The organism is Pseudidiomarina taiwanensis (genome assembly GCF_003987435.1).
In the GTDB taxonomy this organism is placed as follows: Bacteria; Pseudomonadota; Gammaproteobacteria; order Enterobacterales; family Alteromonadaceae; genus Pseudidiomarina; species Pseudidiomarina taiwanensis.
Genome location: NZ_PIQG01000001.1, coordinates 600,345 through 626,862, shown reverse-complemented (window position 1 = coordinate 626,862; position 26,518 = coordinate 600,345). Strand labels below are relative to the sequence as shown.

Genomic DNA, 26,518 nt, shown 5'->3' with positions numbered 1-26,518 from the left:
ATACGAGTGAAAGTTTTAATGAAGACAACAATCGCCGCATTACTGTTATCAACGGCAATGTTCGCAAATGCCGCGGAAGCACAGCAGAAAATTGGTGTGGTGAATTTCCAAGGGGTATTCCAAAACTTGCCACAAGCGCGAGCCCTTGAAACCACTATTCAAGAAGAGTTCAAAGCACGCATTGAAGAAGTGCAGGGAATTGAAGATAAGCTGAACGAGATGCGTGAGAAGCAGCAGCGTGACGCGTCAATCATGTCGAACAATGAGAAGGTCCAGCTCGGCCGTGATTTTGAATTGCAAGAGTCTGCATATCAGTTGAAAGTTCGTGCTTTGCGGGAAGACATGAATCGTCGTCTTGGTGAAGAGCGTGATAAATTGATGATGGAAATTGCGCGTGCGGCACAGTCATTGGCTCAAGAAATGCAGTATGACTTAGTAGTCCAGGCAACAGCGGTCGCTTATGTCAGCGAAGCACACGAATTAACGCAAGAAGTTATCGATAAAATGACAGGTAACTAAGTTATGCAGGCGTTCACTTTACAGCAATTGGCTGAGGCCATTGGAGCTGAAGTGCAAGGTGATGGTGCGATTACCATCACCGGCGTCGCAACACTTGCCTCGGCTCAGCCGGGGCAAATTGCATTTTTAGCCAACGAAAAATATCGCAGTCAAGTTGAGCAAACGGCGGCTTCTGCCATTATCGTTGCGCCTGACGTTAATGTCCCAGAGCACTTATCGGCACTGCGAATGCGCAATCCGTATGCTGGCTTTGCGCGGGTTGCACAGTTGCTCGATACCACACCCGCTGCAGCGGCCGTTGGAATCCATCCAAGTGCTCAAATAGCAGCTGACGTGGTGCTTGGCAATAATGTCGCGATTGCTGCGAATGTAGTGATTGAAGCAGGTGCAGTTGTTGGTGATAACGTGCAAATCGGTGCTGGCTGTTATATCGGTGCTGAAACCAAGATCGGCGCAGGAACCAAGTTGTGGTCAAATGTGACGGTTTATCATCGTTGTATTATCGGCGCAGATTGTTTGCTCCATAGTGGTGCGGTGATTGGTGCGGATGGCTTTGGCTGGGCGAACGATAGCGGTAAGTGGGTTAAAATTCCACAATTAGGGCGGGTGATTATTGGTGACCGAGTTGAAATTGGTGCCAGTACCACAGTGGACCGCGGTGCACTTGATGATACCGTGATCAGTAACGGCTGTATTATCGATAACCAATGTCAGATCGCTCATAATGTCTTTATCGATGAAGATACTGCGCTCGCGGGCTGTACCGTTCTCGCCGGCAGTTGTCGAATTGGTAAGCGCTGTATGATTGGTGGTGCAAGCGCCATCAATGGTCATATTGAAATTTGTGATGACGTCCAAATTATGGGCTTTGCAATGGTGATTAAGGGGATTACTGAACCGGGCGTTTATGCCTCAGGTATACCCGCTGCCCCACATCGTGAATGGTTGAAAAACGGGGCGCGGTACCGGCAGTTAGACCAACTTTTTCAGCGTGTTAAAACACTCGAAAAACTAAACGAAAAATAATAATTAGAAATAAATTTTGGAGATGACTTTGGATACTGCAATGGGTGCCTTTGAGATAAAAGAGATCATGCGGTTGCTGCCGCATCGTTATCCTTTTTTATTGGTTGATAAAGTCGTTTCATGCGACGGTCAGTCAATGATTCATGCGGTAAAAAATGTGACCGTTAATGAACCAATTTTTACCGGGCATTTTCCAGAAAACCCAATTTTCCCTGGTGTGTTATTACTTGAAGCAATGGCGCAAGCAGCGGGGTTACTCGGTTTCAAAATTACGGAAAGTAGTCCGGGTAAGAACGATTTATATTTGTTCGCTGGGGTCGATAACGCTCGTTTCAAACGCCAGGTATTACCCGGTGACACACTTGATTTAAAAGTGACCTTCGAAAAAGAACGGCGCGGAATTTGGGTCTTTAAAGGCCGTGCTGAAGTCGCCGGTGAGTTGGCTTGTAGTGCTGACATTATTTGTGCAAGAAGAGAGACTTAAGTGATCCATTCAACCGCAATTATTGATCCTAAAGCAAAACTCGGACGGGATGTTCGAGTCGGTCCATATTCGATTATTGGAGCAGATGTCGAAATTGGTGACGAATGCGATATTGGCCCGCATGTGGTGCTGCGTGGTCCCACTCGCCTTGGTAAACGCAATAAAATTTTCCAATTTGCCTCGGTTGGCGAGGATTGTCAGGACAAAAAATACGCGGGTGAACCAACTCGACTCGAAATTGGTGACGATAATATTATTCGAGAGTGTGTGACGATTCATCGTGGCACCGTCCAGGATCAAGGTTTAACGGCGATTGGCTCGAATAATTTATTGATGGCCTATGTCCACGTTGCCCATGATTGTATGGTCGGGGACAACGTCATATTAGCCAACAATACCACTCTTGCGGGCCATGTGCATGTGGGCGATTGGGCGATTCTAGGTGGTTTTACTGGCGTTCATCAATTTTGCCACATTGGCGCACATGCCTTTACTGCGGTGAACTCAGTGGTGGTGCAAGATGTGCCGCCATATATCATGGCGCAAGGACACAATGCCGTGCCACGCACCATCAATAGTGAAGGATTAAAGCGTCGAGGGTTTAGCTCAGCGCAAATCATGACTATCAAGCGCGCGTTTAAAACCCTCTATCGGAGTGGGTTAACGGTCACAGAGGCGGTTGCGCAACTCGAACAGGTACAAGCGGCTGAACTTGAACCGCTGATTGAGTTCGTTCAAAACAGTCGCCGTGGCATTATTCGCTGAAGTCATGTCTTCCTCAACTGAGCCAGTTATTGCGATTATTGCCGGCGAACATTCGGGTGACCTGCTCGGCGCTGGTTTGATGGAACAGTTGCAACAATTATATCCGCACTGTCGTTTTATTGGGGTGGGTGGTCCTAAGATGGCTGCTATGGGGTTATCGAGCCTCGTCCCGATGGAGGATTTGGCGGTAATGGGCTTGGCCGAAGTGTTGCGAAGCTTACCTAAACTGCTCAAACATCGCTCCCATATCGTGGCTGAGATATTGGCAGCGCAACCCGATGTATTTGTCGGTATCGATGCGCCAGATTTTAACCTGCCGATTGCTAAGAAGCTTAAGCGCCAAGGGATCAAGACGGTTCACTATGTTAGCCCATCGGTCTGGGCATGGCGGCAAGGTCGAATCAAAGGAATCAAGCAAGCCGTTGATCATGTCTTATGTTTGTTACCTTTCGAAAAACAGTTTTATGACCAGCACCAACTTGCGGCAACTTTTGTGGGGCATCCCCTCGCTGATGAGATCCCATTATTACCACATCGTGACCAGGCGCGAGCTGCGCTCCAACTGGATCCGCAACAGACAGTACTCGGTCTTCTGCCTGGCTCTCGAGCCGGTGAGATAGCGCGGTTAGGGCCGATTTTTTTAGCAACCGCGATGCGCTTGCATCAGCGCGACCCGCAACTGCAGTTTTTAGTGCCCATGGTCAGTTCGAGTCGACGCCAGCAGTTTGAGCAATTATGGCAACAACACGCCCCTGAACTCCCGTTACATATTGTTGAGGGGGGAGCGCGACAAGTACTCGAAGCGGCTGACGCGGTGTTGCTCACATCCGGAACCGTTACACTCGAAGCGTTACTCTATAAGCGGCCGATGGTGGTCGCGTACAAATTTAATTGGCTGTCATATCAGATTATCAAGCGGATGTTCAAAGCGAGGTTTTTCAGCCTGCCCAACTTACTGGCGGATAGCAAGTTAGTGCCAGAGGTGGTGCAGCAGCAGGCCACACCAGAGCATTTGGCCGAGCTATTGTGGCAACAATTAGCGACGGATCAAAGTCAACTGCAGCAGAAGTTCTTAAATTTACATAAACAACTGAAGGTTGATGCCAGTAAACGCAGTGCCGCAGTGGTTGCACAACTTATCGCAAAGTGATCAAGTTTCGCTGCAAATTGCGTAATCCTAAGCAATTCTGGTTGTAGCGAAGGAGGATAATATATGGGACTGCTGATCGAAGGGAAGTGGCACGATCAATGGTATGACACTGATGCAACAGGCGGACGCTTCGAACGCAGTGCTGCACAATTCCGGAATTGGGTGGAGGCGGACGCTGATGCTGACTTCCCAGCGCAATCCAAACGCTACCACCTTTATGTCTCATACGCTTGTCCTTGGGCGCATCGAACGCTTATTTTCCGCAAGTTAAAAGGTCTTGAAAAGCATATTGATGTCAGCGTGGTCCATCCTCTGATGCTGGAAAATGGCTGGGAATTTGCGCCACAACAAGGCTATGGCGATCAGTTACATCAGCATGCGTACTTACACCAGTTATATTGCCAAGCGAACCCAGAATACAGCGGTCGTGTGACGGTTCCGGTATTGTGGGATAGTCAACAACATACGGTCGTGAGCAATGAGTCGGCGGATATTATCCGTATGTTCAATTCTGAATTTGATGCGATTACCGGGAATACTCTCGATTTTTATCCCGAATCGAAGCGGACAGAAATTGATGACATCAACGCATTTGTTTATGAACACATCAATAATGGTGTCTATAAATGTGGTTTTGCAACCGAGCAATCTGTCTATGAAGAAGAGTATGACCGCCTGTTTTCGGCACTTGATGAATTAGAACAAAAATTAGCCCAGCAACGCTTTTTAGTTGGCGATCAACTGACAGAGGCCGACTGGCGTTTGTTTACTACGTTAGTTCGCTTTGATGCAGTCTATTACAGTCATTTTAAAACCAATCGCAAGCGGATTATTGATTATCCTAATTTATGGGATTACGTGCGGGCGCTGTATCAGGTGCCGGGGATTGCGGAAACCACAGTCATGGCTGATATTAAACAACATTATTATGGTAGCCATCCGATGATTAATGCCAATCAGTTGGTACCAAAGGGGCCCGACCTCGATTTTTCGCAGCCTCATAACAGAGGGCAAATTTTATGAGTGAACTTATTCTCGGACGTTATCGAGGTATCCCAGCTCAAGATGGTGCTGGAGTAAAGTTGACGCGGATCATTAATCAACCGCAATTGCGTTATCAGGACCCATTTTTAATGCTTGATGAGTTTCGTTCGGATGACCCGAATGATTACATCGCGGGCTTTCCACCACACCCACACCGGGGGTTTGTGACCTTAACTTATATGCTTGCAGGTCGCATGGAGCATCAAGACTCGAAAGGCAATAAAGGCGTGGTTGAAAGTGGTGGAGCGCAATGGATGAAAGCTGCGCGCGGCATTATTCACGCGGAAATGCCCAAGCAAGAGAGTGGGTTAATGTGGGGCTTCCAACTCTGGATTAACTTGCCCGCCGCGGAAAAAATGACCGCCCCAGATTGGGCTGATTATCCTGCCCACGCGCTCCCTGTCTGGCATCAAGGCGAGCATCAAGTGATCGTTGTTGGCGGTGAGTATGAAGGCTTAAAAGCGCCTATCCAGCAGCCTGAGCAGCGATTTTTAATGCTCGATATTCGACCGGCTGCAACAACTGAACTGAAACTAGCCAGCCAACAGCATCGTTGTCGTTTGCTGTATGTGTATCAAGGTGAGCTGGAATTAAACGGAACCACGCTCAGCCAAGGCGAACTGGTGCGTTTAAATGAGACGGATGCATTAGCGTTGCAAAGTATCAATGAGGGACGAGCCATCTTATTGGCAGCGGAGCCGATTGGTGAGCCCATCGCCCAATATGGTCCGTTTGTAATGAATACTGAGGCTGAAATTCATCAAGCGATAGCCGATTACCGCGCGAACCGGTTGCATTTGTAATGACTGTAGAGCTCTCGCAAACCATGTGGGCGTTGCGCGCGGAGGCCAAGCAAGTGATTTGGCAGCGCGTCCCTCGACCCACACCGAAGCCGAACCAAGTCTTAATTAAAACGGCTTATGCAGGGCTCAATCGCGCTGATTTAATGCAAGCACAGGGGCTGTATCCGCCACCAGCTGGAGTTACCGATGTGTTGGGACTTGAGGTCAGTGGTGAAGTTGTTGCATGCGGAGCCGCTGTCGACACATTGACTCCCGGAACCGAAGTTTGCGCGTTGCTCAGTGGCGGTGGTTTGGCTGAATATGTTTGTGTTAGCGCAGATCAGGTGTTAGCGCGTCCAGCAGAGGTAACGCTTGCCACTGCTGCTGGACTTTGCGAAGTGTATGCGACGGTTTGGTTTAACCTTTTTATGCTGGCGCAATTAAAACCATCAGAACGGGTTCTTATTCATGCAGGTGCGAGCGGAGTCGGCAGTGCAGCGCTGCAATTACTCACCTGTTTAGGTTATGAATGTGCGACAACTGTGGGCTCAGAGAATAAAGCGCAATGGGTCCGCGAGCTTGGCGCAGATTTAGTTTGGAACCGTCAGCAGGGTAGCTTTGTCCAAGCAGTCAAAGACTGGGGTGGGGTGGATGTCATTCTCGACCCTGTTGCTGGGGACTATTTGCAATGGGATCAGCACGTCCTACACCAGGACGGTCGCATTGTGGTGATTGGTTTATTGGGCGGGCGCTCGGCAAGTATTGATACCGGTCGCTTGTTGATCAAGCGACAGTCGATCATTGGCAGTACTTTGCGTTCACAATCCGCTGCCCGTAAAGCGGAAATTGTAAGGCAACTGCGGCAGCAGGTGTGGCCATTGATCGCGCATCGACTGCAACCGAGAACGCCTGAAGTATTTGCCGCGAATGAGGTCGCAACAGCGTTTGCGCAGCTCGAACAGCAACTCAATTGTGGTAAATTAGTGATAGACATGAGCCAATTAGCAGAGGTTCAGGAGTGAGCAAAGCAACTCCAATTGCCGCCGAGGTGGATCAACAAATCGAACAATTTCTTGATCGACTTTGGCTTAATCAAGGTGTGAGTCAAAACACTTTGAGCGCTTATCAGAGTGATCTGCGCCATGTAGAGCGGTTTTTAGCCGGGCAGCGGAGACAGCATTTGCTTGCTGCAGCCGTCGCTGATATTGAAGCGTTTATGCTCTGGCGTCGACAACAAGGCTTTTCGCCGCGCAGTACCTCACGCGCTATGAGTGCACTGAAAAAGTTTTATCAGTTCGCGCGCAAAAGTGGCTGGATCGATTACGACCCGACTCAGAATTTACAGCGCCCCAAACAGCCTCAACAGATTCCAAAAACCTTAACGGAAGCAGAAGTTGAAGCGTTGCTCGACAGTCCAAATTTGGCGGACCCGGTTCAACACCGTGATCGCGCTATGCTCGAGGTGCTTTATGCCACCGGCCTGCGGGTGACTGAGCTGGTTCAGTTGCAATTTAATCAAGTAAACTTCAGTCAAGAGTTGCTCAAAGTCGTCGGTAAAGGCAACAAAGAGCGGCTTGTGCCTCTCGGTGAAGAAGCACTGAATAGCTTACAAAGTTATCTCAAGGAGGCGCGGCCTGAGTTGTTCTCGGGGTCGAGCGATTTTATATTTATTACCCGGCGGGGTGGTCCTTTAACGCGTCAAGCATTTTGGCATAGGATCAAGTATTATGCGCAACAAGCTGATATTCGTTCAGCATTGTCGCCGCATACTTTGCGGCATGCGTTTGCGACCCACTTATTAAACCATGGGGCGGATTTACGGGTATTGCAGATGTTGCTTGGTCATAGTGATGTTTCGACCACCCAAATCTATACACACGTGGCACGAGAAAGGTTGCAGCAGTTACATGCTAGCCACCATCCACGAGGTTAATTCTAAAACAAGAAGGTTGTTATGAAAAAAGTTGTTATTTTATCTTGTTTAATTGGCTTGCTGGCCTGTTCCCCGCAGCCTTCTTCGGGCGCTGAAGAGGTTGATTTTGATGCCCGTTATGTTGAACAACTTGGGTTTACGGTCACCAGTGTTGCAGACAGTCCGGTTGCTGGATTACTCGAAGTGATGACCGACCGTGGCTTGATTTATGTCAGCGCCGATGGTGAACGTTTGATCAGTGGTCGTATTTTTGACATCACCCAAGGCGAGCCGGTGAACCTAAGCGATCTTGCCCTGAATCAAATGCGGCAACAGGATTTAGCTACGGTGAAGGACCAAACCATCGACTTTAATGCGGCAGATGAGCGCTTTGTGGTGACGGTATTTACTGATCCTAGTTGCGGCTATTGCCGGCAATTGCATCAGCGTGTTGACGAGTATAATGAGCTAGGAATTAGCATTCGCTACTTGGCGTACCCGCGTAACGGGATGCAAAGCAGTGCGGCGAACCAATTACGCTCGGTCTGGTGTGCAGATGATCCTCAGCAAGCGCTGACTGCGGCCAAGCAAGATGATCGGTTACTTGCCGCGAGCTGTGATGATCCAGTCGCTGAGCATTATGCGTTAGGCCGCAAGTTTGGAGTAAGTGGTACTCCAGCAATTATTCTACCGAATGGTCAATTGATTCCTGGCTATGCTCAGCCGCAGGCGTTAATCCAAGAGCTTGAGAAGCTCAATCAGTAACAATGATTGAGTTTGAGGTAAAACGACGCGCTGATGACGTCGATATTTCCCAGTTGCCGAATGAGCTGCCGACCCCACTGCGGTTGATTTTGGCGCGGCGGGGGATCACCCAAGCGCAACAGCTCCAATTAACCAGCGATCGTTTACCTGCCGTTCAGCACCTCAAGGACGTTGACAAAGCTGCACGTCGGCTCGCCGATGCGATTGCTGAGGGCAGTGCGATTTGTATCTGTGGTGACTTTGATGCCGATGGCGCAACGGCCACCGCCTTGATGGTGTCGGCATTACGGGCATTTGGCGCTGCTCAAGTTGATTATTTGGTGCCTAACCGCTTCAGTGATGGTTATGGTTTATCAGAGCCAGTGGTCGCGCAGGCGCTTAAATTAGGGAGCAAGGTCATCGTTACTGTGGATAACGGGATCTCAGCCCATAGTGCGATTGATTACGCCCAACAACAAGGCATCGACGTCATCGTGACCGATCACCACTTGCCGAGCGCGAGTTTGCCGAAAGCGCTAGCGATTGTAAATCCTAATCGGGATGATTGTCAGTTTCCGAGTAAATCGATTGCTGGTGTGGGGGTGGCGTTCTATCTATTGTTGGCACTGCGGCAGTTGCGACGCAGTGAAGGACATGAGGTGCCGAACCTAGCCAATTGGCTTGATTTGGTCGCTTTAGGTACGGTTGCCGATGTCGTCAAACTTGATGCGGTGAACCGAATTTTGGTCGAACAAGGGTTGCGCCGGATCCGCGCGGGCCATTGTCGACTCGGCATCAAAGCTTTATTGGCGGCAGCAGGGCGCGAACCGAGCCAGTTACAAGCGAGTGATCTTGGTTTTGTGCTGGGCCCGCGAATTAATGCTGCGGGACGTTTAGATGACATCAGTGTTGGCATTGAGTGCTTACTGGCTGAGAATCCAGAACGTGCGCAGCAACTTGCCTTGCAGCTTGATCAGCTTAATCGCGAACGCCGTGAAATAGAGCGTGAAATGCGCGAACAGGCGGAACAATATGTTGCAACCTATAGCACAAAGGATATCGCGACTCCCAATTTACTGGTGTTATTCGAGGAAAATTGGCATCAAGGTGTGATTGGTATTGTTGCAGGACGTTTGAAAGAGCAATTACAGCGGCCCGTTATTGCTTTTGCAAAAGGCGAGCAAGGTGAATTGAAAGGTTCTGCCCGTTCAGTCGCAGGGCTGCATATCCGTGACTTTATTGAACGCATCGATAGTCAAAGGCCGGGTTTGATAGATAAATTTGGTGGCCATGCGATGGCCGCAGGACTTACGCTGCCAACCGAGCACTACGCAGAATTCAAGCAATTGGCGTCAGCCTTAGCAGAGCAAGAGCTCGATGCTGAACAACTGCAGCGAGTGGTTTGGTCAGATGGGCGCCTTGATGCAAGTTGTTTTAGTGTTCCCTTTGTTCAGCAGCTATACAGTCTGGGCCCGTTCGGACAGGGATTCGCCGAGCCATTATTTGACGATGAATTTGTGATTATTCAACAACGCATTGTTGGTGAGAAACACCTTAAATTAGTGCTGCAAACGCAGGAGCGAGTCAATATTGATGCCATTGCTTTTAATGTCGATCTGCAAATATGGCCTGATCCAACAATTAACCGCTTATATGGCGTTTATAAAGTGCAATTAAATCACTTTCGCGGGCAAACATCTGTGCAGCTACAGCTAGAGCATTTGCGTCCAGTACGGTAGAATAGCCGCCCTTAAGAGTGAGCGAGACTCATGACCAGTTTGGATAGAGAGACGACAAAGCATGTTTGAAACTAACGCAACCTATGTCGCGATAAAAGAAATGCGCAATCGTAGTGAAGCGCTTCGGGGGTATCTTTGACTTTGCTGGCAAGCAAGAACGGCTAGAAGAGGTCACTCGCGAACTTGAAGACCCGCAAGTATGGGATGATCCTGAGCGGGCCCAAAATTTAGGTAAAGAGCGTTCAAGTCTGGCCCAGGTGGTCGAAACGCTGGAATCCCTAGGTCAAGGTTTAGATGATGTCGAGGGGTTGGTGGAACTGGCAGTCGAGGCCGATGATGAGGAGACTTATCAAGAAGCTGTAGCTGAACTTGAGGAACTTGAACAACAGTTAGCGAGCTTAGAATTCCGCCGTATGTTTGCGGGGGAAAATGATACCGCGGACTGTTATCTGGATATCCAGGCGGGCTCAGGTGGCACCGAAGCTCAAGATTGGGCCAACATGCTGTTGCGGATGTATCTGCGCTGGGCTGAGAGCCATCAGTTTAAAACTGAAATCACTGAACTCTCTGAAGGCGAGGTGGCTGGGATTAAATCAGCGACGGTGCATATTAGCGGAGAATATGCATTTGGTTGGTTGCGCACCGAGACCGGGGTGCATCGGTTAGTGCGAAAATCGCCGTTCGATTCGGGCAATCGCCGCCATACTTCGTTTGCATCGGTGTTTGTATATCCCGAAGTAGATGACAACATTGAAATTGAAATTAATCCGGCGGACTTACGTATTGATACTTACCGGGCTTCCGGTGCCGGTGGTCAGCACGTTAACCGAACGGACTCTGCGGTGCGGATTACCCATGAACCTACTGGGATTGTGGTGCAGTGTCAAAGCGACCGCTCACAGCATAAAAACCGTGATGCGGCGATGAAGCAATTACGAGCTAAGCTCTATGAATTTGAGTTACAAAAGCAACTCGCTGACAAGCAAGCTTTGGAAGATTCGAAATCGGATATCGGTTGGGGAAGTCAAATTCGCTCATATGTTCTTGATGATGCGCGGATTAAAGACCTTCGCACGGGTATAGAAAATCGTAATACGCAGGCTGTTTTGGATGGTGATTTAGACCCATTCATTGAAGCGAGCCTGAAGTCTGGACTGTAATAGGACGAAAGAATGACTGATAAAGCGCAAACTCCTGAAGTCGATGTAAACGAACAAATCGCCCAACGCAAAGCCAAACTCGCGGCGTTGCGCGGAAAGGGCGTGGCGTTTCCGAATGATTTTCGCCGTGACAGTCTCGCTGCTGATCTGCAGCGTGATTATGGCAAGGTCGAGCGCGAGGAGTTAGCCGCTAAGGGTGTTCGTGTCGCTGTTGCGGGACGAATGATGACCCGTCGTATCATGGGCAAAGCGAGTTTTGCGACGATCCAAGATATGAGTGGCAAAATTCAACTCTATGTTGCCCGCGATAATCTGCAAGAAGGCTTCTACAACGAAGAATTCAAAAAGTGGGACCTTGGCGATATCGTTGGCGCGACGGGCACGTTATTTATCACGGGTACCGGCGAGCTAAGTGTGCAAGTGGATGATATTCGCCTGTTGACCAAAGCGCTACGGCCATTACCCGATAAGTTCCACGGTTTAGCAGACCAAGAAATGCGCTATCGTCAGCGCTACTTGGATCTGATTACCAACGAAACCTCGCGGCAAACTTTTGTCGTGCGCTCGAAAGTTGTCGATTATATTCGCCGGTTCTTGACCCAACAACAGTTCCTCGAAGTTGAAACGCCGATGATGCAGACCATCCCTGGTGGTGCGACAGCACGGCCGTTTGTCACGCATCATAATGCTTTGGATATGGAACTCTACTTGCGCATCGCGCCTGAACTTTATCTGAAACGTTTGGTTGTCGGCGGTTTTGAAAAAGTATTTGAAATCAATCGTAACTTCCGCAATGAAGGGCTTTCGACTCGGCATAACCCAGAATTTACGATGCTTGAGTTCTACTGGGCGTATGCTGACTACAATGACCTGATGGATTTAACCGAGCAGATGTTGCGCGGTATGACCGAGGAAATTCTCGGGTCAGCACAATTTACCAGTGAAGGGCATGATTACGACTTCAGTCAACCGTTTGCACGTATGACAGTAATTGAAGCGATTCTGGCTCATTTGCCAGAAACCTCTGCAGCGGAATTAAACGAGATGGAGAGTGCTGTCGCTTTAGCCGAAAAGCTTGGGATTCAAGTCAAACCAAGCTGGGGCTTAGGCAAAGTACAAATCGAAATTTTCGAAGAAGTGGCCGAGCACAAGCTGATTCAGCCGACCTTTATCACTGCATATCCTGCTGAGGTATCGCCGTTAGCTCGCCGTAATGACGAGAATCCGTTTATTACTGACCGCTTTGAGTTCTTTGTCGGTGGACGTGAACTCGCCAATGGCTTCTCGGAGCTTAATGATGCGGAAGATCAAGCGGATCGCTTTAAGCAGCAGGTGGAGCAAAAAGAAGCCGGTGATGATGAAGCGATGTTTTATGACGAAGACTACATCACTGCGCTTGAGCACGGTTTACCGCCAACTGCAGGCGAGGGGATTGGCATTGATCGGTTGGTGATGTTGTTAACCAACTCTCCGTCCATTCGAGATGTCTTGCTCTTCCCACACATGCGCCCGCGGGCCTAAAATGACGACAAAAGAGCCGCTATTGCGGCTCTTTTGTTATGTTTTGTACGGCAAGCTCGAGGGCTTGTTCAAAATCCTCGAGTAACTCTTGTGCAGTCTCAATTCCGGCTGACAGGCGTAATAAGTCAGCTGGCACAGGGGTTCCTTCTCCTTCGATGCTGGCGCGATGTTCGATAAGACTCTCAACCCCGCCAAGTGAGGTTGCGCGTTTCCATAATTTAGTCCGCGCGGCGACACCAATGGCGGCCTCAGCACCATGCTTCAGTCGTACCGACAACATGCCACCGAAGCCACCTTGCATCTGGCGTTGTGCCAACGCATGATCAGGATGCTCAGGCAAGCCTGGGTATAATACTTCTGCAACGAGTGGATTCGCCTGTAACGCGGTCGCAAGATACAGCGCGTTTTGACAGCTCTCGCGGACCCGTAGATGCAGAGTGCGCATACCGCGGAGGAGTTCGTGGGCGTCACGGGGACTGAGCACGGCTCCTTGTTGGGCGCGTATCGACCGAATCGTTTGCCAAAATGGGCTATCGACTTTGCTGATTAACGCGCCTGCGATCACGTCCGAGTGCCCATTGAGATATTTGGTGGCGGAGTGCATGACGATATCAGCGCCCAAGTTCAAAGGTTGGGTAAGGAGTGGCGTCGCACAAGTTGAGTCGACTGCGGTGAGGCAGCCATGGGCTTTGGCTAGGCTGGCGATGGCTTCGATATCACTTACTTGCCAGAGCGGGTTATCGGGCGTTTCAATCCAAATCAGCCGAGTTTTCCTTGGTTGAATCGCCTGTTCAAGCTGCTGCAAGTCACGCATATCAACAAAATCGAGCGTCAGTTGCCAGCGCGCTGTGAATTGCTGTAGCCAGTTGCGTAAGGCCCAATACATGACCTTTGGCGCAATAATATGATCACCCGGCTGAAGGGCTTGGAATACGGCTGTGGCGGCAGCCATGCCTGAACCGAATACGAGGGCATCGGCGCCATTTTCGAGCTGACACAAAAGTGCTTCGACGGGCTCATAGGTTGGATTGTCAGCGCGTGAATAGATACGTCCAGTTGAATATTGATTATCCGGGTCACGCAGATAGGTGGTGGCTGGATGCATCGGCAATACGACCGCACGGGTATCCGGATCAGTCCGACCGAGCGCTTGCGCCAAAAGGGTTGCGGCAGAAAACTTTTTATCCGTTGTTGAACTCATAAAGGATGCTTTGCTGAGATTGGAACAGGATTTCACAATAGCATAAAAAAACCGCGGATGAACCGCGGTTTTATCGTTCAAAGTCGACGCTTAGTCGTGGTCTTGACCGTTCGGGTGAACGTGACCATGATCGAGCTCGCTTGCGGTTGCATCGCGCACTTCAACGACTTCAACGTCGAACTGTAAAGCGGTCCCTGCGAGTGGGTGGTTGCCATCAACGGTCACTTCATCGTCATTCACATCGACGATAATAACCGATTGCTCACCATTATCAGTGCTGGCACGGAATTGCATGCCAGGAGCGACTTCATTATCGCCGAATAAGCTGCGTGGAACCGTTTGAATAAGACCATCGTGACGCTCGCCGTAAGCATCAGCTGGGGCAATTTCAGTTTCGAATTTATCGCCAGTTGCTTTACCCGCTAGCGCGTTCTCTAGACCTTTAATTAGCATACCGCGGCCAAAGATAAATTGTAGAGGTTGACCTTCTTTTGACTGGTCAAGTAATTGTCCTTCGGTTGTTTTCACAACGTAGTGGATACCGACGACTTTATCTTGGCTAATAGTTTGACTCATGATTCATCCAAATTATAGGGCAGTGGGTGTATTTCCAAGAAACTGACATCATCATCTTTAATGCGAAAACGAGCATCCGCCGAGCTATCACTCGGTAATACTGCTAACACATCAAGTTGCTGATCAGCACGGCTCACTGCATTTATTACCGTACCGGCGCGCCGCCAGTTATCGCCAAGTTGTTGTTCGATGGTTGCACCTGGGGCAACCTCTGAACCTTGACCTTGGAGGCGGAATAGTGCGCGTTTTTGTTTGCCTAAATATTTCATTCGGGCAATTGTTTCTTGGCCGATGTAACAGCCTTTGCTGAAACTGATTCCGTGCAATAAATGCACGTTAAGCATTTGCGGAACAAACTCCGCAATGGTTTGTTGTTGCAGGGTAGCACGACCACGTTCAATTTCCAGTGCTTGCCACTGTTGCTCCGGTGCATTGGTCGGAAAATCAACTTGCTTGGTCAACACGAGATACTGCTGTGGGTGTTCGCCGAGATGGAAGATCCAAGCGTCATCCAGGCTAAAAAGCGAGTTGGCATCGGCGCTGACCAGCGGTTGATCGAACTGCTCTGCTAATTGCTGAGGTGCCGCTGCCCCAAATACTCCAAAACACGGATATTGTTCACTTAGATCGCTGATTTCGAGCTGACTAAACACTGAGAACTTATCCAGCTGAGCCTTACTCGCAGCCAACGCTGCGCGACTACTAACGAGTAAGATACGATCCTGGCTACGCCCAACAAAAAGAGTGCTCAGGGTCTTACCTTTTTGGTCACAGTGGGCCGCGTAGCTCCAGCAGTCTTCCCCGAGTTGGTTGAGGTCGCAACTTAATTGACCTTGTAAAAACTTTTCAGTATCGGGCCCTTGCACAGATAAAAGACCATAATCAGGCAAGGAAACCGTTACGAATTCTGGTTCAGCTTTGGTAAACTCTATCGCAGTCACAGGTGACCTCTTGCTGTTTGCAACGTTAAACAGAATATGAGGACGCAATTTTATAATACAAGGGTGAAAAGGAAAGACTGATGGAAAAGCTGCAACAATCAGCCGATGCATTGCGCAATAAAAATCGTCTCAAATGGGCTTGTCGGCGCGGTATGTTAGAACTTGATGTTCTATTCGCACCCTTTGTAGATGAGGCTTATGACGACTTAAGCGAACAGCAGCAAGATGTCTTTCGTCGTTTACTAACCTGTGATGACCCAGATTTGTTTGCTTGGTTTATGGGCCATCAGCGCTGTGAAGATGATGAGTTGCGCGGCATGGTCGAATATATTTTGAGTCGTGTGAAAGTTTAAGGTGCGTGGGCGCCGCTGGCGAATTTATCAGCCCCGAAGTTGGTGGCAAGTGCAGCCCTGCTGTTGGGCTATTGATACCGAGCAGGGGGCGCTATGCGAGTTAACAACCGGGCAGGAATGGCAACTCACCGCAGATATTTTCTGCACCCCAGTGGGGAGTTGCTTTCGAATTATTGGTCAACATGGTAGCCGCTGGTTGTGGTTTTCCGAGCGCCGCAGCGGCGCCCGTGCTTACCGGCGCCTAGTTCGTTGGCTGCAGTATTGTCGGGCCCAGCGCTTGCGCTGAGGGTTCTGGATAATCAAGGTTATAGTGCAGCCCGCGACTCTCATGCCGAGCTATGGCTGACCGGACAATCAGCTCAGCTACCAAAACTAGATTACGCAGTTCCAGCAAATTATTGCTCACCCTGAAGTGGCTATAAAATTCATCGATCTCTTGTTGTAATAAAGCGATGCGGTTAAGCGCTCGTTGCAGGCGCTTATTGGTTCGCACGATGCCAACGTAATCCCACATGAACAAGCGCAATTCGTGCCAGTTATGTTGAATGATGACTTCTTCATCAGCTTCACTTACTTTGCTCTCATCCCAACTGGGTAAACTGTCCAAGCGTTCGATTTGACCAAGCCGCGCGATGATATCTTGGGCGGCACTGCGCGCGAACACTAGACACTCAAGGAGGGAGTTGCTGGCCATGCGGTTGGCGCCATGAAGCCCAGTGTAGGCGACTTCACCGATGGCATATAAGTTGGCTAAATCGGTGCGAGCGTGTAAATCGGTCATCACGCCACCACAGGTATAATGCGCGGCAGGAACCACCGGCATCGGCTGGCGCGTGATATCTATACCTAAGCTCAAACACTTCTCGTAAATCGTCGGAAAGTGCTGTTGAATAAATTCAGGCGGTTGATGAGAAATATCCAAAAACATCGAATCCGCACCGAGCCGCTTCATTTCATAATCGATCGCTCTTGCCACCACATCGCGAGGAGCCAGTTCAGCAGCCGGGTGGAAATCAGGCATAAAGCGAGTGCCATCGGGGCGTTTAAGAAGAGCTCCTTCGCCGCGTAAGGCCTCGGTCAGGAGAAAAGATTGAGCATTCGGATGGAACAAGCAGGTCGGGTGAAATTGATTAAATTCCATGTTGGCGACCCGACAACCAGCGCGCCATGCCATTGCGATACCATCACCCGAAGCAACATCTGGGTTACTGGTATATTGATATACTTTACTCGCACCACCTGTTGCTAAGGCAACCACTTTGGCGGCGACTGTTTCAACTTTCTCAGCGACTCGGTTCCAAATATAGGCACCATAGCAAGCACGCGCTTGACCTGTTTGTTTACCGGTAATGAGATCAACCGCATTAAAGCGCTCGAGCAGTTGAATATTTGGATGGGCTCGGACTTTGCTGGTTAAGGTGGTTTGCACTTCACGCCCAGTTGCATCCGCAGCGTGCAGGATCCGGCGGTGGCTGTGGCCACCTTCTTGGTTCAGGTGGAAACCTGATTCGCCCCGATCAAAACCAACCCCTAAATCAATTAGCCACTGTAAGCTCGCTTTAGCATTGCGGGTCGTAAATTCGACTGCTTCGCGTTCGCAAAGACCAGCCCCTGCAATGAGGGTATCTTCAACATGGCTCTCAATGCTATCATTCTCATCGAAGACGGCCGCGATACCCCCTTGCGCGTAATAGGTTGAGCCTTCGGTAAGAGGGCCTTTTGACAAGACCAAGACGCGGGCATGGTCAGCCACTTGCAAGGCAAGGGTTAAACCAGCAGCGCCGCTGCCGATAATCAGAACATCACATTGATAATCAGGGATCATTTCCATAAAGTGGCTGTTAATGTGAACAAATGAGGGTAACTCAGCTCGTTAATGTTGGCTGATTTTACTCTTTTGCAAAAAATTTGCGAACTTTTTACCTGAAGCTTTGTCAGAACAGGCAAATACGCTGCTTTGCCTTGTCATCGCGAGTTGTCAGGAGTTGGGGAGATAAGGCTCGAATGAGCGAACAGGAAACCGATAAAGTATTGGTTCAGCGAGCACAACAAGGCGATTCAAGGGCATTTGACTTGCTGGTAAAGAAATATCAGCACAAGGTCATGAGTTTGATTTCGCGTTATGTGAAACAGGCGGCTGACGTCCCCGATGTGGCACAAGAGACCTTTGTTAAGGCCTATCGTGCGCTCGACAATTTTAGGGGAGATAGCGCGTTTTACACGTGGCTGTACCGAATTGCCGTGAATACGGCCAAAAATTATCTCGTTGCCCGCGGTCGGAAACCGCCTGCGAATGACGTAGATGCCGATGAAGCTGAATTTTATGATGGTGCAGATGCACTGCGTGATACGGCTTCACCAGAAAGTATGTTGTTAACTGATGAGATTCGTGACGTGGTAATGCGAACCATCGATAATCTACCTGAAGATTTGCGCCGCGCGATCACCTTGCGGGAAATTGATGGGTTAGGTTATGAGGAAATAGCAGCTGAGATGGATTGTCCGATTGGCACAGTGCGCTCGAGAATATTTCGAGCACGCGAGGCCATCGACCAACAACTTCGCCCGTTGCTTGAGCGATAAAGCCCGTTGAGGATTGAGGAAACTATATGTCAGACCGCAGCTTAGAAAGCACATCAGCATTGTTTGATGACCATTGTGATGACCATACTGGTGATTATCAGAGTGCTGTAGCCGAACTGCTAGAAGACCCGCAACGTTGCCAAAGTTGGCATCGTTATGCACTCATTGGCCAAGTAATGCGCAAGCAAGCGGTGACAACTGAACAGCTTGATATTAGCGCGCAAGTATTCGCTGAAATTTCTAAGCCTGTTAGTGGTGAACCCGTGCAACAAGAAGCTGCACGGCAGGGCTTGGGGCAGTGGTTGGCGGCGCAGTTGGATCGCTTTTTACAACCGGTGGCAAGTGTTGGGATTGCAGCCGCAGTGGCGGTGGTAACGGTTATCTCGGTGCAACAACCAGGCGAGCTAGAAGGTGCAGCGGATGAGTTTGTGCAACCCGCGTTTGCGACCCAACCGTTTGCCGGTAACCTCAATCCAGTTAGCCTTAACACCGTGGTGCAAGAACAAGCTCCATCGGCAGCGGAAGTGGCCCGTCAGCGCCAGTTGTTGCAAGCTTACATGCTCGACCATCAGCGCCAATTACAGTTGAGCTTACAGGCACAGCAAAACAAGCCTGAAACCGAATCAGAACAGAGCCAAGAGGCAACTGCTAAACCTAATGAGAATTAAGTCTTATCGTCAAACTAGCGTGGTCGCGACAAGTTTTATCTTGGCGACTGCGCTATTTTCTTTTAGTCCCGCAAGTCTTGCTCAAAACACTTCTGAACCAAATGCCCAAATTGTTGCTGAACAAGCCGGTGAGCGTTGGTTCAATCGAATGGCTACAGCGCTGCGAGAGTTAAACTTCGAAGCAAATATTGTTAAAGCCCAAGGCGACCGCTTACAGCCTTTGTTATGGATGCATGGTCGTCACGATGATGGGCTAGAGGTGGAGTTGTTAATGCAACTAAACGGTCCCGATGTGCGGATTTTGCGCTTGGGTGATAGCACCTCATATTACTTTCAACCAAACAATAATGCCTATAGCCTAAATAGTGATGTGACCTTTGGCTTACTGCCGGCGGCGTTTTATCAAACCTTCGCGCAACTCAACGAGGATTATCAAGTATTGTTGGGAAGTGGCGCGCGCGTCAGTGGTCGTGATGCACAGTTTTTACGTTTAGTGAGCCGCGATAACAGTCGTTACCATTATGGCTTATGGCTTGATCGCGACACCGGAATGTTGTTGAAAATGCAAATGTTGACCCCCCAAGGCGATGTGATCGAGCAATTGCAAATGACATCCTTTACGCTCCGTAATGAGTTGCCTGTTTCGCTCAATGACTTACGCGGAGTTCAACGCCCACCCCGACTTTATGATCAAGCGACCGCGGCGCCACAGTTTGCAGTAAAGGCCAATTGGATACCCAGTGGTTTTGAACTGCAGCGGCAAAATAGTCGCAGCTTGTATGAGACCAATTTGGCGACAGACTATTATCTGTACAGTGATGGCTTGACTGAATTTTCGATTTATATCACGCCGACGTCGGAGCAAACCTTGCCTGAGCTTGCTTGGCAAGGGCCGGAATCAATCGTAAATGTCCGCTATGACCGTTATGCGGTCACTGTTGTTGGGAAATTGCCAGCGGCAACGCTAACGCGAATTGCTGAAAGCGTTGGGAGTAAGCCTTAATGGTTCGCGAGCAGGCGCAAGTTATTGCATTAAGTGACGCGGAGCTTACCCTGACCACCCAGTTAAAGATGGGCTGCAGCGGTTGTCAGCAACAGAGCAGCTGTGGCGCCGGAATTATATCGAAAGCTTTTAGCGACCGCCGAGCTGTTTTTACCGTGCCACGACCACTTGGTTTCAACGCTGCAATTGGTGAGACGGTGACGTTAGAATTGCCTGAGCAAGCGCTGACTCGGTACAGCCTGCTGCTTTATGGTGCGCCCTTAGCTGCGCTTTTGGGGATGTCCTTGCTGAGCCAAGCTTTAGGCACGTCAGAGGGGGCCAGTATCGTGTTGGCGTTTATGGCGATGGGGTTGAGCTTCATAGGCTTACGCAAATGGTTGAGACATCGCGATGTGCAAGTGCAACAACTACTTAAAGTCACCGAAATAAGCTAGAATTCCCCCGAAATTTCTTGTTCCTGGGCGCAGAATCATTATGATCTGCGCTAGAACTCTTTTTATCGTATGATAAGCCAATATATCGGCATCTTTTTTGAGGTGTAGTAATGCCCGAGCAGGCGTTTAAGCAAGCAAATATTCGTAACTTTTCAATTATTGCGCACATTGACCATGGTAAATCGACGCTATCTGATCGTTTGATCCAACATTGTGGTGGTTTGACTGATCGTGAGATGGCAGAACAAGTCCTCGACTCTATGGATCTTGAGCGCGAACGCGGCATTACCATTAAGGCTCAAAGCGTTACCTTGCACTACACCGCAGAGGATGGCGAAGTGTATCAATTGAACTTTATCGATACGCCTGGTCACGTTGACTTTTCTTATGAAGTTTCGCGGAGTTTGGCGGGCTGTGAGGGCGCTTTATTGGTGGTTGATGCGGCGCAAGGTGTTGAGGCGCAGACATTGGCGAATTGCTACACCGCAATTGAAATGGATCTCGAAGTCGTGCCGGTTTTGAATAAGATCGACTTGCCGCAAGCAGAGCCGATGCGGGTCGCTGAAGAAATCGAAGATATTGTCGGTATCGAGGCGATTGATGCGGTGCAGTGTTCGGCGAAAACGGGGATTGGTATTGGCGATGTGCTTGAGCGTATCGTGCGCCAAATCCCGCCACCAAACGGTGATGCTGATGCCCCAGTGCAAGCACTTATTATTGACTCTTGGTTTGATAATTACCAAGGGGTTGTCAGTTTAGTTCGAGTCAAAAACGGTACCTTGCGTGCCGGCGACAAAATGAAAGTGATGTCGACCGGACAAAGTTACCAAATCGATAAAGTCGGTTACTTTTCACCGAAGCAAACTGAAACCGGCATTTTGCGCTGTGGTGAAGTGGGTTTTGTGATTGCCGGGATCAAAGAAATCACCGGAGCGCCAGTTGGGGATACCCTAACTCTCGCCAAGACGCCTGCTGAAGCACCACTGCCAGGATTTAAAAAGGTTAAACCGCAAGTTTATGCTGGGATGTTCCCAATCTCTTCCGATGACTACGAAAGTTTTCGTGATGCGCTCGGTAAACTCTCGTTAAATGATGCGTCATTGTTTTACGAACCTGAAAACAGTGCGGCGCTGGGTTTTGGTTTCCGTTGTGGCTTCCTTGGGATGCTGCATATGGAAATCATTCAAGAGCGTTTAGAGCGTGAATATGATATCGACTTAATCACCACTGCGCCGACCGTGGTGTACAAGGTTTTGCGTAAAGATGGCCGTGAAGTAAACGTTGATAATCCATCCAATCTGCCGGCAGTAAATGATATCGAAACGATTTATGAGCCGATTGTCGAAGCCAATATTTTGGTGCCACAAGAATATTTGGGGAACGTGATTACCTTGTGTGTCGATAAGCGTGGGGTGCAAACCAAGATGGCTTATCACGGTAAGCAGGTTGCGGTCACTTATGAGCTACCGATGGCTGAAGTCGTGATGGACTTCTTTGATCGGTTGAAGTCGACCAGTCGCGGCTATGCCAGCTTGGATTACCATTTTAAGCGCTTCCAAGAAGCCGATATGGTGCGCGTAGATATACTTATCAACGGCGATCGTGTTGATGCCTTAGCCATGATTACTCACCGCGATAACTCACAAGGGCGTGGCCGTGAGTTGGTCGAGAAAATGCGTGAACTGATCCCTCGACAAATGTTTGATATCGCGATTCAGGCGGTCATTGGCACCCATGTTATTGCTCGTTCTACGGTAAAACAATTGCGTAAGAACGTAACTGCGAAGTGTTATGGCGGCGACGTGAGCCGTAAGAAAAAGCTGCTGCAAAAGCAAAAAGAAGGGAAAAAGCGAATGAAGCAGCTTGGTAATGTGGAAGTTCCACAAGAAGCCTTTTTAGCCGTTCTAAAAGTAGGGAAGTAAGCCGCCATGGCAAATTTTTACTCGGTCCTTTTGACGCTCGTATGTATCGCCGCAGGATTAATCTGGTGGTATGACGCGAAGGTGAACAAACCTAAGCGTGAAGCGCGGATTGCGGCAGAAGAGCAGCGCTTGCAACAACAGCTCGATGCTGAAGCGCGGGAGCGACTCGCCCCGCAAGGTGGGTTAGCAGAATTTGCCCAGTCGGTATTTCCAATCTTGCTGATTATTTTATTGTTGCGCAGCTTTGTGTACGAACCATTTCGGATTCCATCGGCATCGATGATGCCGACCATGCTTGCTGGTGACTTTATTTTGGTCGAAAAGTATAGCTACAGCTTACGCGATCCGATTTGGCGAACTGAATTGGTCAACCTTGGCAAGCCAGAGCGGGGCGATATCGCGGTATTCAAATATCCACCTGATGAGAGCTTTGACTATATCAAACGGGTTGTCGGTTTACCCGGTGATCGCATCATTTATCAGAACAAGACCTTGTATATTCAGCCAGCCTGCGCAGATACTGCTGCTCAGTGTCCGCCGTTGGAGATGATTCGAAAAACGGCGCAACAACAGAATGAGGTCTATTTCTCGGGCTCAACTCCCTTGCTTCGTTTTACTGAACAGCTTGGCGAGAGTTCGCATGAAATTCTCGTCAATCCTGCCAGCGCCAATTTATCAGGTGAGTGGGTTGTCCCAGCTGGTCACTATTTCATGATGGGTGATAACCGTGATAATTCAGAAGATAGCCGTTTTTGGGGTTTTGTACCGGAGCAAAATCTCGTCGGACGCGCTTCGTTTATTTGGATGAGCTTTGAGATGGATCGCAGCGCTGATAGTTGGCTCCCACAATGGTTCCCAACAGGTGTGCGTTGGCAGCGACTCGGCACGGTGGAGTAAGATTTGAGTTTACCAAAACCACCGATTGCGAAGCTAGAAAAAGCATTTGGCTATCAGTTTAATAACGTCGAGCGACGACAGCGGGCGCTGACCCACAGAAGTGCCGCAGCAAAGCATAATGAGCGGCTCGAGTTCCTCGGTGATGCGGTGTTAGGGCTGGTTATCGCTGAAGCGCTATTTGAGCGATTTCCAACTGCTGATGAGGGTAATTTAAGCCGGATGCGGGCAATGATTGTCTGTGGCCGATCACTGGCAAAATTGGCGCAAAAATTTGAATTAGGACGTTTTATCGAGCTAGGACCGGGTGAACGCAAGAGCGGTGGACAGCGTCGCGAGTCAATTTTGGCGGATACCGTTGAAGCTCTGCTCGGCGCGGTTTACCTCGAGAGTGACCTTGAAACCTGTAAAAATCTGGTGCTGCAATGGTTTGCGCCGGAGCTGGATAAACTGCAACCGGGCAAGGTTCATAAAGACCCGAAAACCCGATTGCAAGAATTTTTACAAGGTCGACAATTAGCCTTGCCTGAATATCAGGTGGTTGAAACGACCGGACAAGCGCATAATCAACAGTTTGTCGTAAGCTGCCTAGTCGAGTTACTGGGAGATCCGGTCATAGGCCGGGGAACGAGCCGCCGCAAAGCCGAGCAACAGGCTGCGGAACTGGTGTTAGCGGCTATCGAGGAGCAGCCAAAGAAATGACCGAACAAAATTCTAAAGCCGCTTTTGTGGCTATCGTTGGACGCCCCAATGTCGGTAAATCGACTTTGCTTAATCGCTTGCTGGGACAAAAAGTCAGTATTACCTCGAGTAAGCCACAAACAACGCGACATCGTATTTTGGGTATCGAAACTGACTCAAACACTCAGACCCAGATTGTTTATGTGGATACCCCAGGTTTGCACCAAGATGAAAAGCGCGCCATAAACCGCTTGATGAACCGGGCGGCTCATTCTTCGCTGAGCGGTGTTGAGTTGGTTTTGTTCGTGGTCGAGGCAGGGCGCTGGACTAGTGATGATGAGCTGGTTTTGAGCAAGCTAAAGCAAGCGCAACGGCCTGTGGTGTTAGTCGTGAATAAAATCGATTTACACAAAGATAAGAGTAGCTTGCTACCGTTTTTACAGGAAGTGAGCCAAGTTTATCCATTTGCACACGTGATTCCGCTGTCCGCACGTTCAGGTGACCAGCTCGAATTATTACGCGAAGTCGTTCATGGCTATGCCGCGACTGGGATCCATCACTTTCCAGAAGATTACGTCACCGACCGCTCATTGCGATTTATGACGGCAGAAATTATTCGCGAAAAGTTGATGCGCTTCACCGGCGATGAATTACCCTACAGCACCACTGTTGAAATTGAGCAGTTCAAGTACTCTGAAGCCGGAACAGCGCATATTCACGCGCTCATCTTGGTCGAACGAGATGGGCAAAAACGCATGGTAATTGGCGCCGGTGGCAGCAAATTAAAAACCATTGGGACAGAAGCTCGTCGTGATATTGAACGGCTGATTGACGGTAAGGTGCATTTGCAACTGTGGGTGAAAGTGAAATCCGGCTGGGCTGATGACGAGCGCGCGTTGCGCAGTCTTGGCTATGGCGAGGACTAAAGATGGAACTCGGCTACGTTTTACATCGGTGGCCGTTCCAAGAGACGAGTCTGATTGTTGAGCTATTTACCGCAGAAAATGGCCGCATAAGAACCGTCGCTAAAGGTGCGAAGCGTGCGAAGAGCCCTTGGCGAGGGATACTGCAACCTTTTACCTTACTTGAACTCGAGTATCGTGGTCGCGGCGAACTGCAGACACTGACGCGTGCTGAGGTCAGCGCGCCACTGCTGCCCCTGAGCGGCAAAATGTTGTTCAGTGGCTTTTATTTAAATGAATTAATCCAACGCTGTACAGGACCAATGCAACCAGCCGATGAGCTTTTCAGCGCTTATCAGGCGGCACTCGCTGAGTTAAGCCAGTTATCTCAAAGCGCGCCATCAGCAGCGCTAGAAGTTGCATTACGGCGCTTTGAGTGGGCGCTATTAGAGCACCTAGGGCATGGTTTTGATTGGCAAGCCTGTGCTCACACGGCTGAACCAATCCAAGCGCAACAACGTTATGGTTTTATTGCTGAGAGCGGGTTTGTGCAGCAAGCAGATGGCCCGTATCTTGGCGCGGATATTATTCGCTGTGGCGATGGTTATTGGGATATTGAGGTACCGCTGAGTCTGCTTAAGGCGGTGATGCGACAAGCACTGCGTCCGCATTTGGGCGCGACTCCGTTAAAGAGTCGAAGCTTGTTTAGTACGGGAACAGGTAGCATAGGAACAGGACAATGAGTGAAGTTATTATGCCAGGGCAGATTTTATTGGGTGTGAATATCGATCATATTGCCACCATTCGCAATGCGCGCGGGGTCAATTATCCCGATCCAGTCACTGCCGCAGCGTTAGCAGAGCAGGCCGGAGCGGATGGAATCACTGTGCACTTACGCGAAGATCGCCGGCATATCCGTGACCGTGACGTTGAGATTTTGGCTGAAACCATTCAAACCCGAATGAATCTTGAAATGGCCGTCACTGACGAAATGTTAGCGATTGCGACCCGAATTAAGCCAACTTACTGTTGTTTGGTTCCCGAAAAACGCGAGGAGTTGACTACTGAGGGCGGTTTGGATGTTGTTGGCCAACAGCAACGCATTAGCGCTGCGGTCACTGAACTTGCCGAAGCAGGCATCGAAACCTCGCTGTTTATCGATGCCGACAAAGCCCAGATCGATGCGGCCAAAGCCACGGGCGCGCCGATTATTGAACTTCACACCGGTCATTATGCCGAACAATCCAATGCAACCGCTGCGCAGGCTGCACTTGCACAGCTTGTGACAGCTGCCGAGTATGCGCACGATCTTGGCTTGCAAGTGAATGCTGGACACGGTTTGCATTATTTCAATACTGCGCCGATTGCCGCGATACCGCAATTGGTCGAATTAAATATTGGCCATGCCATCATCGCACGGGCGAGTTTAGTTGGTTTGGATACCGCAGTGCGTGATATGAAGCAACTTATGTTGCAAGCACGGGCAGGCATTTAACGCATTGAGCGAGTGACTT

29 protein-coding genes are annotated in these 26,518 nt (G+C 49.6%); 25 read left to right on the top strand and 4 right to left on the bottom strand.

Features of this window, described 5'->3' with window-relative positions; all coding sequences use genetic code 11:
- The first annotated feature begins 18 nt into the window (after positions 1-18).
- From CWI83_RS02970 to lysS, 13 genes are all read left to right on the top strand, one after another.
- Entirely contained in the window at positions 19-519 is a 501-nt protein-coding gene (locus tag CWI83_RS02970) for an OmpH/Skp family outer membrane protein (protein ID WP_157980354.1), read from the top strand.
- 3 nt (positions 520-522) lie between these two features.
- The gene (lpxD, locus tag CWI83_RS02965; protein WP_126825491.1) at positions 523-1,545 is read left to right on the top strand and encodes a UDP-3-O-(3-hydroxymyristoyl)glucosamine N-acyltransferase; all 1,023 of its coding nucleotides are present in this window, start codon (positions 523-525) and stop codon (positions 1,543-1,545) included.
- Between the two features lie 40 nt (positions 1,546-1,585).
- A complete protein-coding gene (gene fabZ, locus CWI83_RS02960) occupies positions 1,586-2,029 on the top strand; it encodes a 3-hydroxyacyl-ACP dehydratase FabZ (protein ID WP_420849384.1) in 444 nt (147 codons plus the stop codon).
- Positions 2,030-2,794 carry an acyl-ACP--UDP-N-acetylglucosamine O-acyltransferase gene (lpxA, locus tag CWI83_RS02955; protein ID WP_126825485.1) on the top strand — a complete coding sequence of 255 codons (765 nt, stop codon included), beginning with the start codon at positions 2,030-2,032 and terminating at the stop codon, positions 2,792-2,794.
- 4 nt (positions 2,795-2,798) lie between these two features.
- Complete coding sequence (lpxB, locus tag CWI83_RS02950; protein ID WP_126826052.1) at positions 2,799-3,944, top strand: lipid-A-disaccharide synthase; 1,146 nt, start codon at positions 2,799-2,801, stop codon at positions 3,942-3,944.
- Between the two features lie 63 nt (positions 3,945-4,007).
- A complete protein-coding gene (locus CWI83_RS02945) occupies positions 4,008-4,967 on the top strand; it encodes a glutathione S-transferase family protein (protein ID WP_126825483.1) in 960 nt (319 codons plus the stop codon).
- Entirely contained in the window at positions 4,964-5,791 is an 828-nt protein-coding gene (locus CWI83_RS02940; protein WP_126825480.1) for a pirin family protein, read from the top strand. Before CWI83_RS02945 ends, CWI83_RS02940 begins: the two co-directional genes overlap by 4 nt.
- Entirely contained in the window at positions 5,791-6,792 is a 1,002-nt protein-coding gene (locus CWI83_RS02935) for an NAD(P)H-quinone oxidoreductase (protein ID WP_198677230.1), read from the top strand. Before CWI83_RS02940 ends, CWI83_RS02935 begins: the two co-directional genes overlap by 1 nt.
- Positions 6,789-7,703 carry a site-specific tyrosine recombinase XerD gene (gene xerD, locus CWI83_RS02930; protein WP_126825478.1) on the top strand — a complete coding sequence of 305 codons (915 nt, stop codon included), beginning with the start codon at positions 6,789-6,791 and terminating at the stop codon, positions 7,701-7,703. Before CWI83_RS02935 ends, xerD begins: the two co-directional genes overlap by 4 nt.
- A 21-nt stretch (positions 7,704-7,724) precedes the next feature.
- Positions 7,725-8,447, top strand: coding sequence for a bifunctional protein-disulfide isomerase/oxidoreductase DsbC (gene dsbC / locus CWI83_RS02925; protein ID WP_126825475.1), 723 nt, complete (start codon positions 7,725-7,727; stop codon positions 8,445-8,447).
- 2 nt (positions 8,448-8,449) lie between these two features.
- Positions 8,450-10,165: a single-stranded-DNA-specific exonuclease RecJ gene (recJ, locus tag CWI83_RS02920; protein WP_126825472.1), complete on the top strand. Its 1,716-nt coding sequence runs from the start codon at positions 8,450-8,452 to the stop codon at positions 10,163-10,165.
- 61 nt (positions 10,166-10,226) lie between these two features.
- Positions 10,227-11,325, top strand: a protein-coding gene (prfB, locus tag CWI83_RS02915) for a peptide chain release factor 2 (RefSeq protein WP_126825469.1) whose coding sequence is annotated in 2 segments (ribosomal slippage) — positions 10,227-10,301 and positions 10,303-11,325 — 1,098 coding nt in all. Because the reading frame shifts where the segments join, the coding sequence is not laid out codon by codon here.
- Positions 11,326-11,337: 12 nt separating this feature from the next.
- A complete protein-coding gene (gene lysS, locus CWI83_RS02910; protein WP_126825466.1) occupies positions 11,338-12,846 on the top strand; it encodes a lysine--tRNA ligase in 1,509 nt (502 codons plus the stop codon).
- 19 nt (positions 12,847-12,865) lie between these two features.
- Here lysS and CWI83_RS02905 read toward each other — a convergent pair whose 3' ends face one another.
- From CWI83_RS02905 to ygfZ, 3 genes are all read right to left on the bottom strand, one after another.
- Complete coding sequence (locus CWI83_RS02905) at positions 12,866-14,047, bottom strand: trans-sulfuration enzyme family protein (protein ID WP_126825463.1); 1,182 nt, start codon at positions 14,045-14,047, stop codon at positions 12,866-12,868.
- Between the two features lie 90 nt (positions 14,048-14,137).
- Positions 14,138-14,623 (bottom strand): FKBP-type peptidyl-prolyl cis-trans isomerase, encoded by a 486-nt coding sequence (locus CWI83_RS02900; RefSeq protein WP_126825461.1) that lies wholly within the window; start codon positions 14,621-14,623, stop codon positions 14,138-14,140.
- On the bottom strand, positions 14,620-15,564 hold the full coding sequence (gene ygfZ / locus CWI83_RS02895; RefSeq protein WP_241969855.1) for a tRNA-modifying protein YgfZ: 945 nt from the start codon (positions 15,562-15,564) through the stop codon (positions 14,620-14,622). Before ygfZ ends, CWI83_RS02900 begins: the two co-directional genes overlap by 4 nt.
- 80 nt (positions 15,565-15,644) lie before the next feature.
- Between ygfZ and CWI83_RS02890 the strand changes: the two genes are divergently transcribed.
- Complete coding sequence (locus CWI83_RS02890; protein WP_126825455.1) at positions 15,645-15,917, top strand: FAD assembly factor SdhE; 273 nt, start codon at positions 15,645-15,647, stop codon at positions 15,915-15,917.
- Position 15,918: 1 nt separating this feature from the next.
- Complete coding sequence (locus CWI83_RS02885) at positions 15,919-16,203, top strand: hypothetical protein (protein ID WP_126825452.1); 285 nt, start codon at positions 15,919-15,921, stop codon at positions 16,201-16,203.
- Here CWI83_RS02885 and nadB read toward each other — a convergent pair.
- Positions 16,159-17,748, bottom strand: a complete 1,590-nt coding sequence (nadB, locus tag CWI83_RS02880) for an L-aspartate oxidase (RefSeq protein WP_126825449.1) — start codon at positions 17,746-17,748, stop codon at positions 16,159-16,161. The genes CWI83_RS02885 and nadB overlap by 45 nt on opposite strands.
- Positions 17,749-17,921: 173 nt before the next feature.
- Here nadB and rpoE point away from each other — a divergent pair, with 173 nt between their 5' ends.
- The 10 genes from rpoE (at position 17,922) to pdxJ (ending at position 26,499) form a co-directional block, all read left to right on the top strand.
- A complete protein-coding gene (gene rpoE, locus CWI83_RS02875) occupies positions 17,922-18,500 on the top strand; it encodes an RNA polymerase sigma factor RpoE (RefSeq protein WP_126825446.1) in 579 nt (192 codons plus the stop codon).
- 26 nt (positions 18,501-18,526) lie between these two features.
- The gene (locus CWI83_RS02870) at positions 18,527-19,168 is read left to right on the top strand and encodes an RseA family anti-sigma factor (protein WP_126825443.1); all 642 of its coding nucleotides are present in this window, start codon (positions 18,527-18,529) and stop codon (positions 19,166-19,168) included.
- The gene (locus CWI83_RS02865; protein WP_126825440.1) at positions 19,158-20,171 is read left to right on the top strand and encodes a MucB/RseB C-terminal domain-containing protein; all 1,014 of its coding nucleotides are present in this window, start codon (positions 19,158-19,160) and stop codon (positions 20,169-20,171) included. Before CWI83_RS02870 ends, CWI83_RS02865 begins: the two co-directional genes overlap by 11 nt.
- Entirely contained in the window at positions 20,171-20,605 is a 435-nt protein-coding gene (locus CWI83_RS02860) for a SoxR reducing system RseC family protein (protein WP_126825437.1), read from the top strand. The genes CWI83_RS02865 and CWI83_RS02860 overlap by 1 nt, the downstream gene beginning before the upstream one ends.
- Positions 20,606-20,715: 110 nt before the next feature.
- Entirely contained in the window at positions 20,716-22,527 is a 1,812-nt protein-coding gene (lepA, locus tag CWI83_RS02855) for a translation elongation factor 4 (protein ID WP_126825434.1), read from the top strand.
- Positions 22,528-22,533: 6 nt separating this feature from the next.
- The gene (lepB, locus tag CWI83_RS02850) at positions 22,534-23,424 is read left to right on the top strand and encodes a signal peptidase I (RefSeq protein ID WP_126825431.1); all 891 of its coding nucleotides are present in this window, start codon (positions 22,534-22,536) and stop codon (positions 23,422-23,424) included.
- Positions 23,425-23,427: 3 nt separating this feature from the next.
- Positions 23,428-24,123, top strand: coding sequence for a ribonuclease III (gene rnc, locus CWI83_RS02845; protein WP_126825428.1), 696 nt, complete (start codon positions 23,428-23,430; stop codon positions 24,121-24,123).
- Positions 24,120-25,028, top strand: a complete 909-nt coding sequence (gene era, locus CWI83_RS02840; RefSeq protein ID WP_126825425.1) for a GTPase Era — start codon at positions 24,120-24,122, stop codon at positions 25,026-25,028. Before rnc ends, era begins: the two co-directional genes overlap by 4 nt.
- Positions 25,029-25,030: 2 nt before the next feature.
- Positions 25,031-25,747: a DNA repair protein RecO gene (gene recO / locus CWI83_RS02835; RefSeq protein ID WP_126825422.1), complete on the top strand. Its 717-nt coding sequence runs from the start codon at positions 25,031-25,033 to the stop codon at positions 25,745-25,747.
- A complete protein-coding gene (pdxJ, locus tag CWI83_RS02830) occupies positions 25,744-26,499 on the top strand; it encodes a pyridoxine 5'-phosphate synthase (RefSeq protein ID WP_241969854.1) in 756 nt (251 codons plus the stop codon). The genes recO and pdxJ overlap by 4 nt, the downstream gene beginning before the upstream one ends.
- Positions 26,500-26,518: the final 19 nt, after the last annotated feature.

Excerpts from the sequence above, each read along its gene's own strand:
- recJ (WP_126825472.1), top strand. The coding sequence starts at position 8,450 with ATGATTGAGTTTGAGGTAAAACGACGCGCTGATGACGTCGATATTTCC.
- rpoE (WP_126825446.1), top strand. The coding sequence starts at position 17,922 with ATGAGCGAACAGGAAACCGATAAAGTATTGGTTCAGCGAGCACAACAA.
- CWI83_RS02870 (WP_126825443.1), top strand. The coding sequence starts at position 18,527 with ATGTCAGACCGCAGCTTAGAAAGCACATCAGCATTGTTTGATGACCAT.
- nadB (WP_126825449.1), bottom strand. The coding sequence starts at position 17,748 with ATGGAAATGATCCCTGATTATCAATGTGATGTTCTGATTATCGGCAGC.
- recO (WP_126825422.1), top strand. The coding sequence starts at position 25,031 with ATGGAACTCGGCTACGTTTTACATCGGTGGCCGTTCCAAGAGACGAGT.
- lpxD (WP_126825491.1), top strand. The coding sequence starts at position 523 with ATGCAGGCGTTCACTTTACAGCAATTGGCTGAGGCCATTGGAGCTGAA.
- lysS (WP_126825466.1), top strand. The coding sequence starts at position 11,338 with ATGACTGATAAAGCGCAAACTCCTGAAGTCGATGTAAACGAACAAATC.
- CWI83_RS02900 (WP_126825461.1), bottom strand. The coding sequence starts at position 14,623 with ATGAGTCAAACTATTAGCCAAGATAAAGTCGTCGGTATCCACTACGTT.
- lepA (WP_126825434.1), top strand. The coding sequence starts at position 20,716 with ATGCCCGAGCAGGCGTTTAAGCAAGCAAATATTCGTAACTTTTCAATT.
- lpxB (WP_126826052.1), top strand. The coding sequence starts at position 2,799 with ATGTCTTCCTCAACTGAGCCAGTTATTGCGATTATTGCCGGCGAACAT.
- CWI83_RS02860 (WP_126825437.1), top strand. The coding sequence starts at position 20,171 with ATGGTTCGCGAGCAGGCGCAAGTTATTGCATTAAGTGACGCGGAGCTT.
- CWI83_RS02940 (WP_126825480.1), top strand. The coding sequence starts at position 4,964 with ATGAGTGAACTTATTCTCGGACGTTATCGAGGTATCCCAGCTCAAGAT.
- CWI83_RS02970 (WP_157980354.1), top strand. The coding sequence starts at position 19 with ATGAAGACAACAATCGCCGCATTACTGTTATCAACGGCAATGTTCGCA.
- era (WP_126825425.1), top strand. The coding sequence starts at position 24,120 with ATGACCGAACAAAATTCTAAAGCCGCTTTTGTGGCTATCGTTGGACGC.
- pdxJ (WP_241969854.1), top strand. The coding sequence starts at position 25,744 with ATGAGTGAAGTTATTATGCCAGGGCAGATTTTATTGGGTGTGAATATC.
- lepB (WP_126825431.1), top strand. The coding sequence starts at position 22,534 with ATGGCAAATTTTTACTCGGTCCTTTTGACGCTCGTATGTATCGCCGCA.
- dsbC (WP_126825475.1), top strand. The coding sequence starts at position 7,725 with ATGAAAAAAGTTGTTATTTTATCTTGTTTAATTGGCTTGCTGGCCTGT.
- fabZ (WP_420849384.1), top strand. The coding sequence starts at position 1,586 with ATGGGTGCCTTTGAGATAAAAGAGATCATGCGGTTGCTGCCGCATCGT.
- CWI83_RS02935 (WP_198677230.1), top strand. The coding sequence starts at position 5,791 with ATGACTGTAGAGCTCTCGCAAACCATGTGGGCGTTGCGCGCGGAGGCC.
- CWI83_RS02945 (WP_126825483.1), top strand. The coding sequence starts at position 4,008 with ATGGGACTGCTGATCGAAGGGAAGTGGCACGATCAATGGTATGACACT.
- CWI83_RS02865 (WP_126825440.1), top strand. The coding sequence starts at position 19,158 with ATGAGAATTAAGTCTTATCGTCAAACTAGCGTGGTCGCGACAAGTTTT.
- CWI83_RS02905 (WP_126825463.1), bottom strand. The coding sequence starts at position 14,047 with ATGAGTTCAACAACGGATAAAAAGTTTTCTGCCGCAACCCTTTTGGCG.
- CWI83_RS02890 (WP_126825455.1), top strand. The coding sequence starts at position 15,645 with ATGGAAAAGCTGCAACAATCAGCCGATGCATTGCGCAATAAAAATCGT.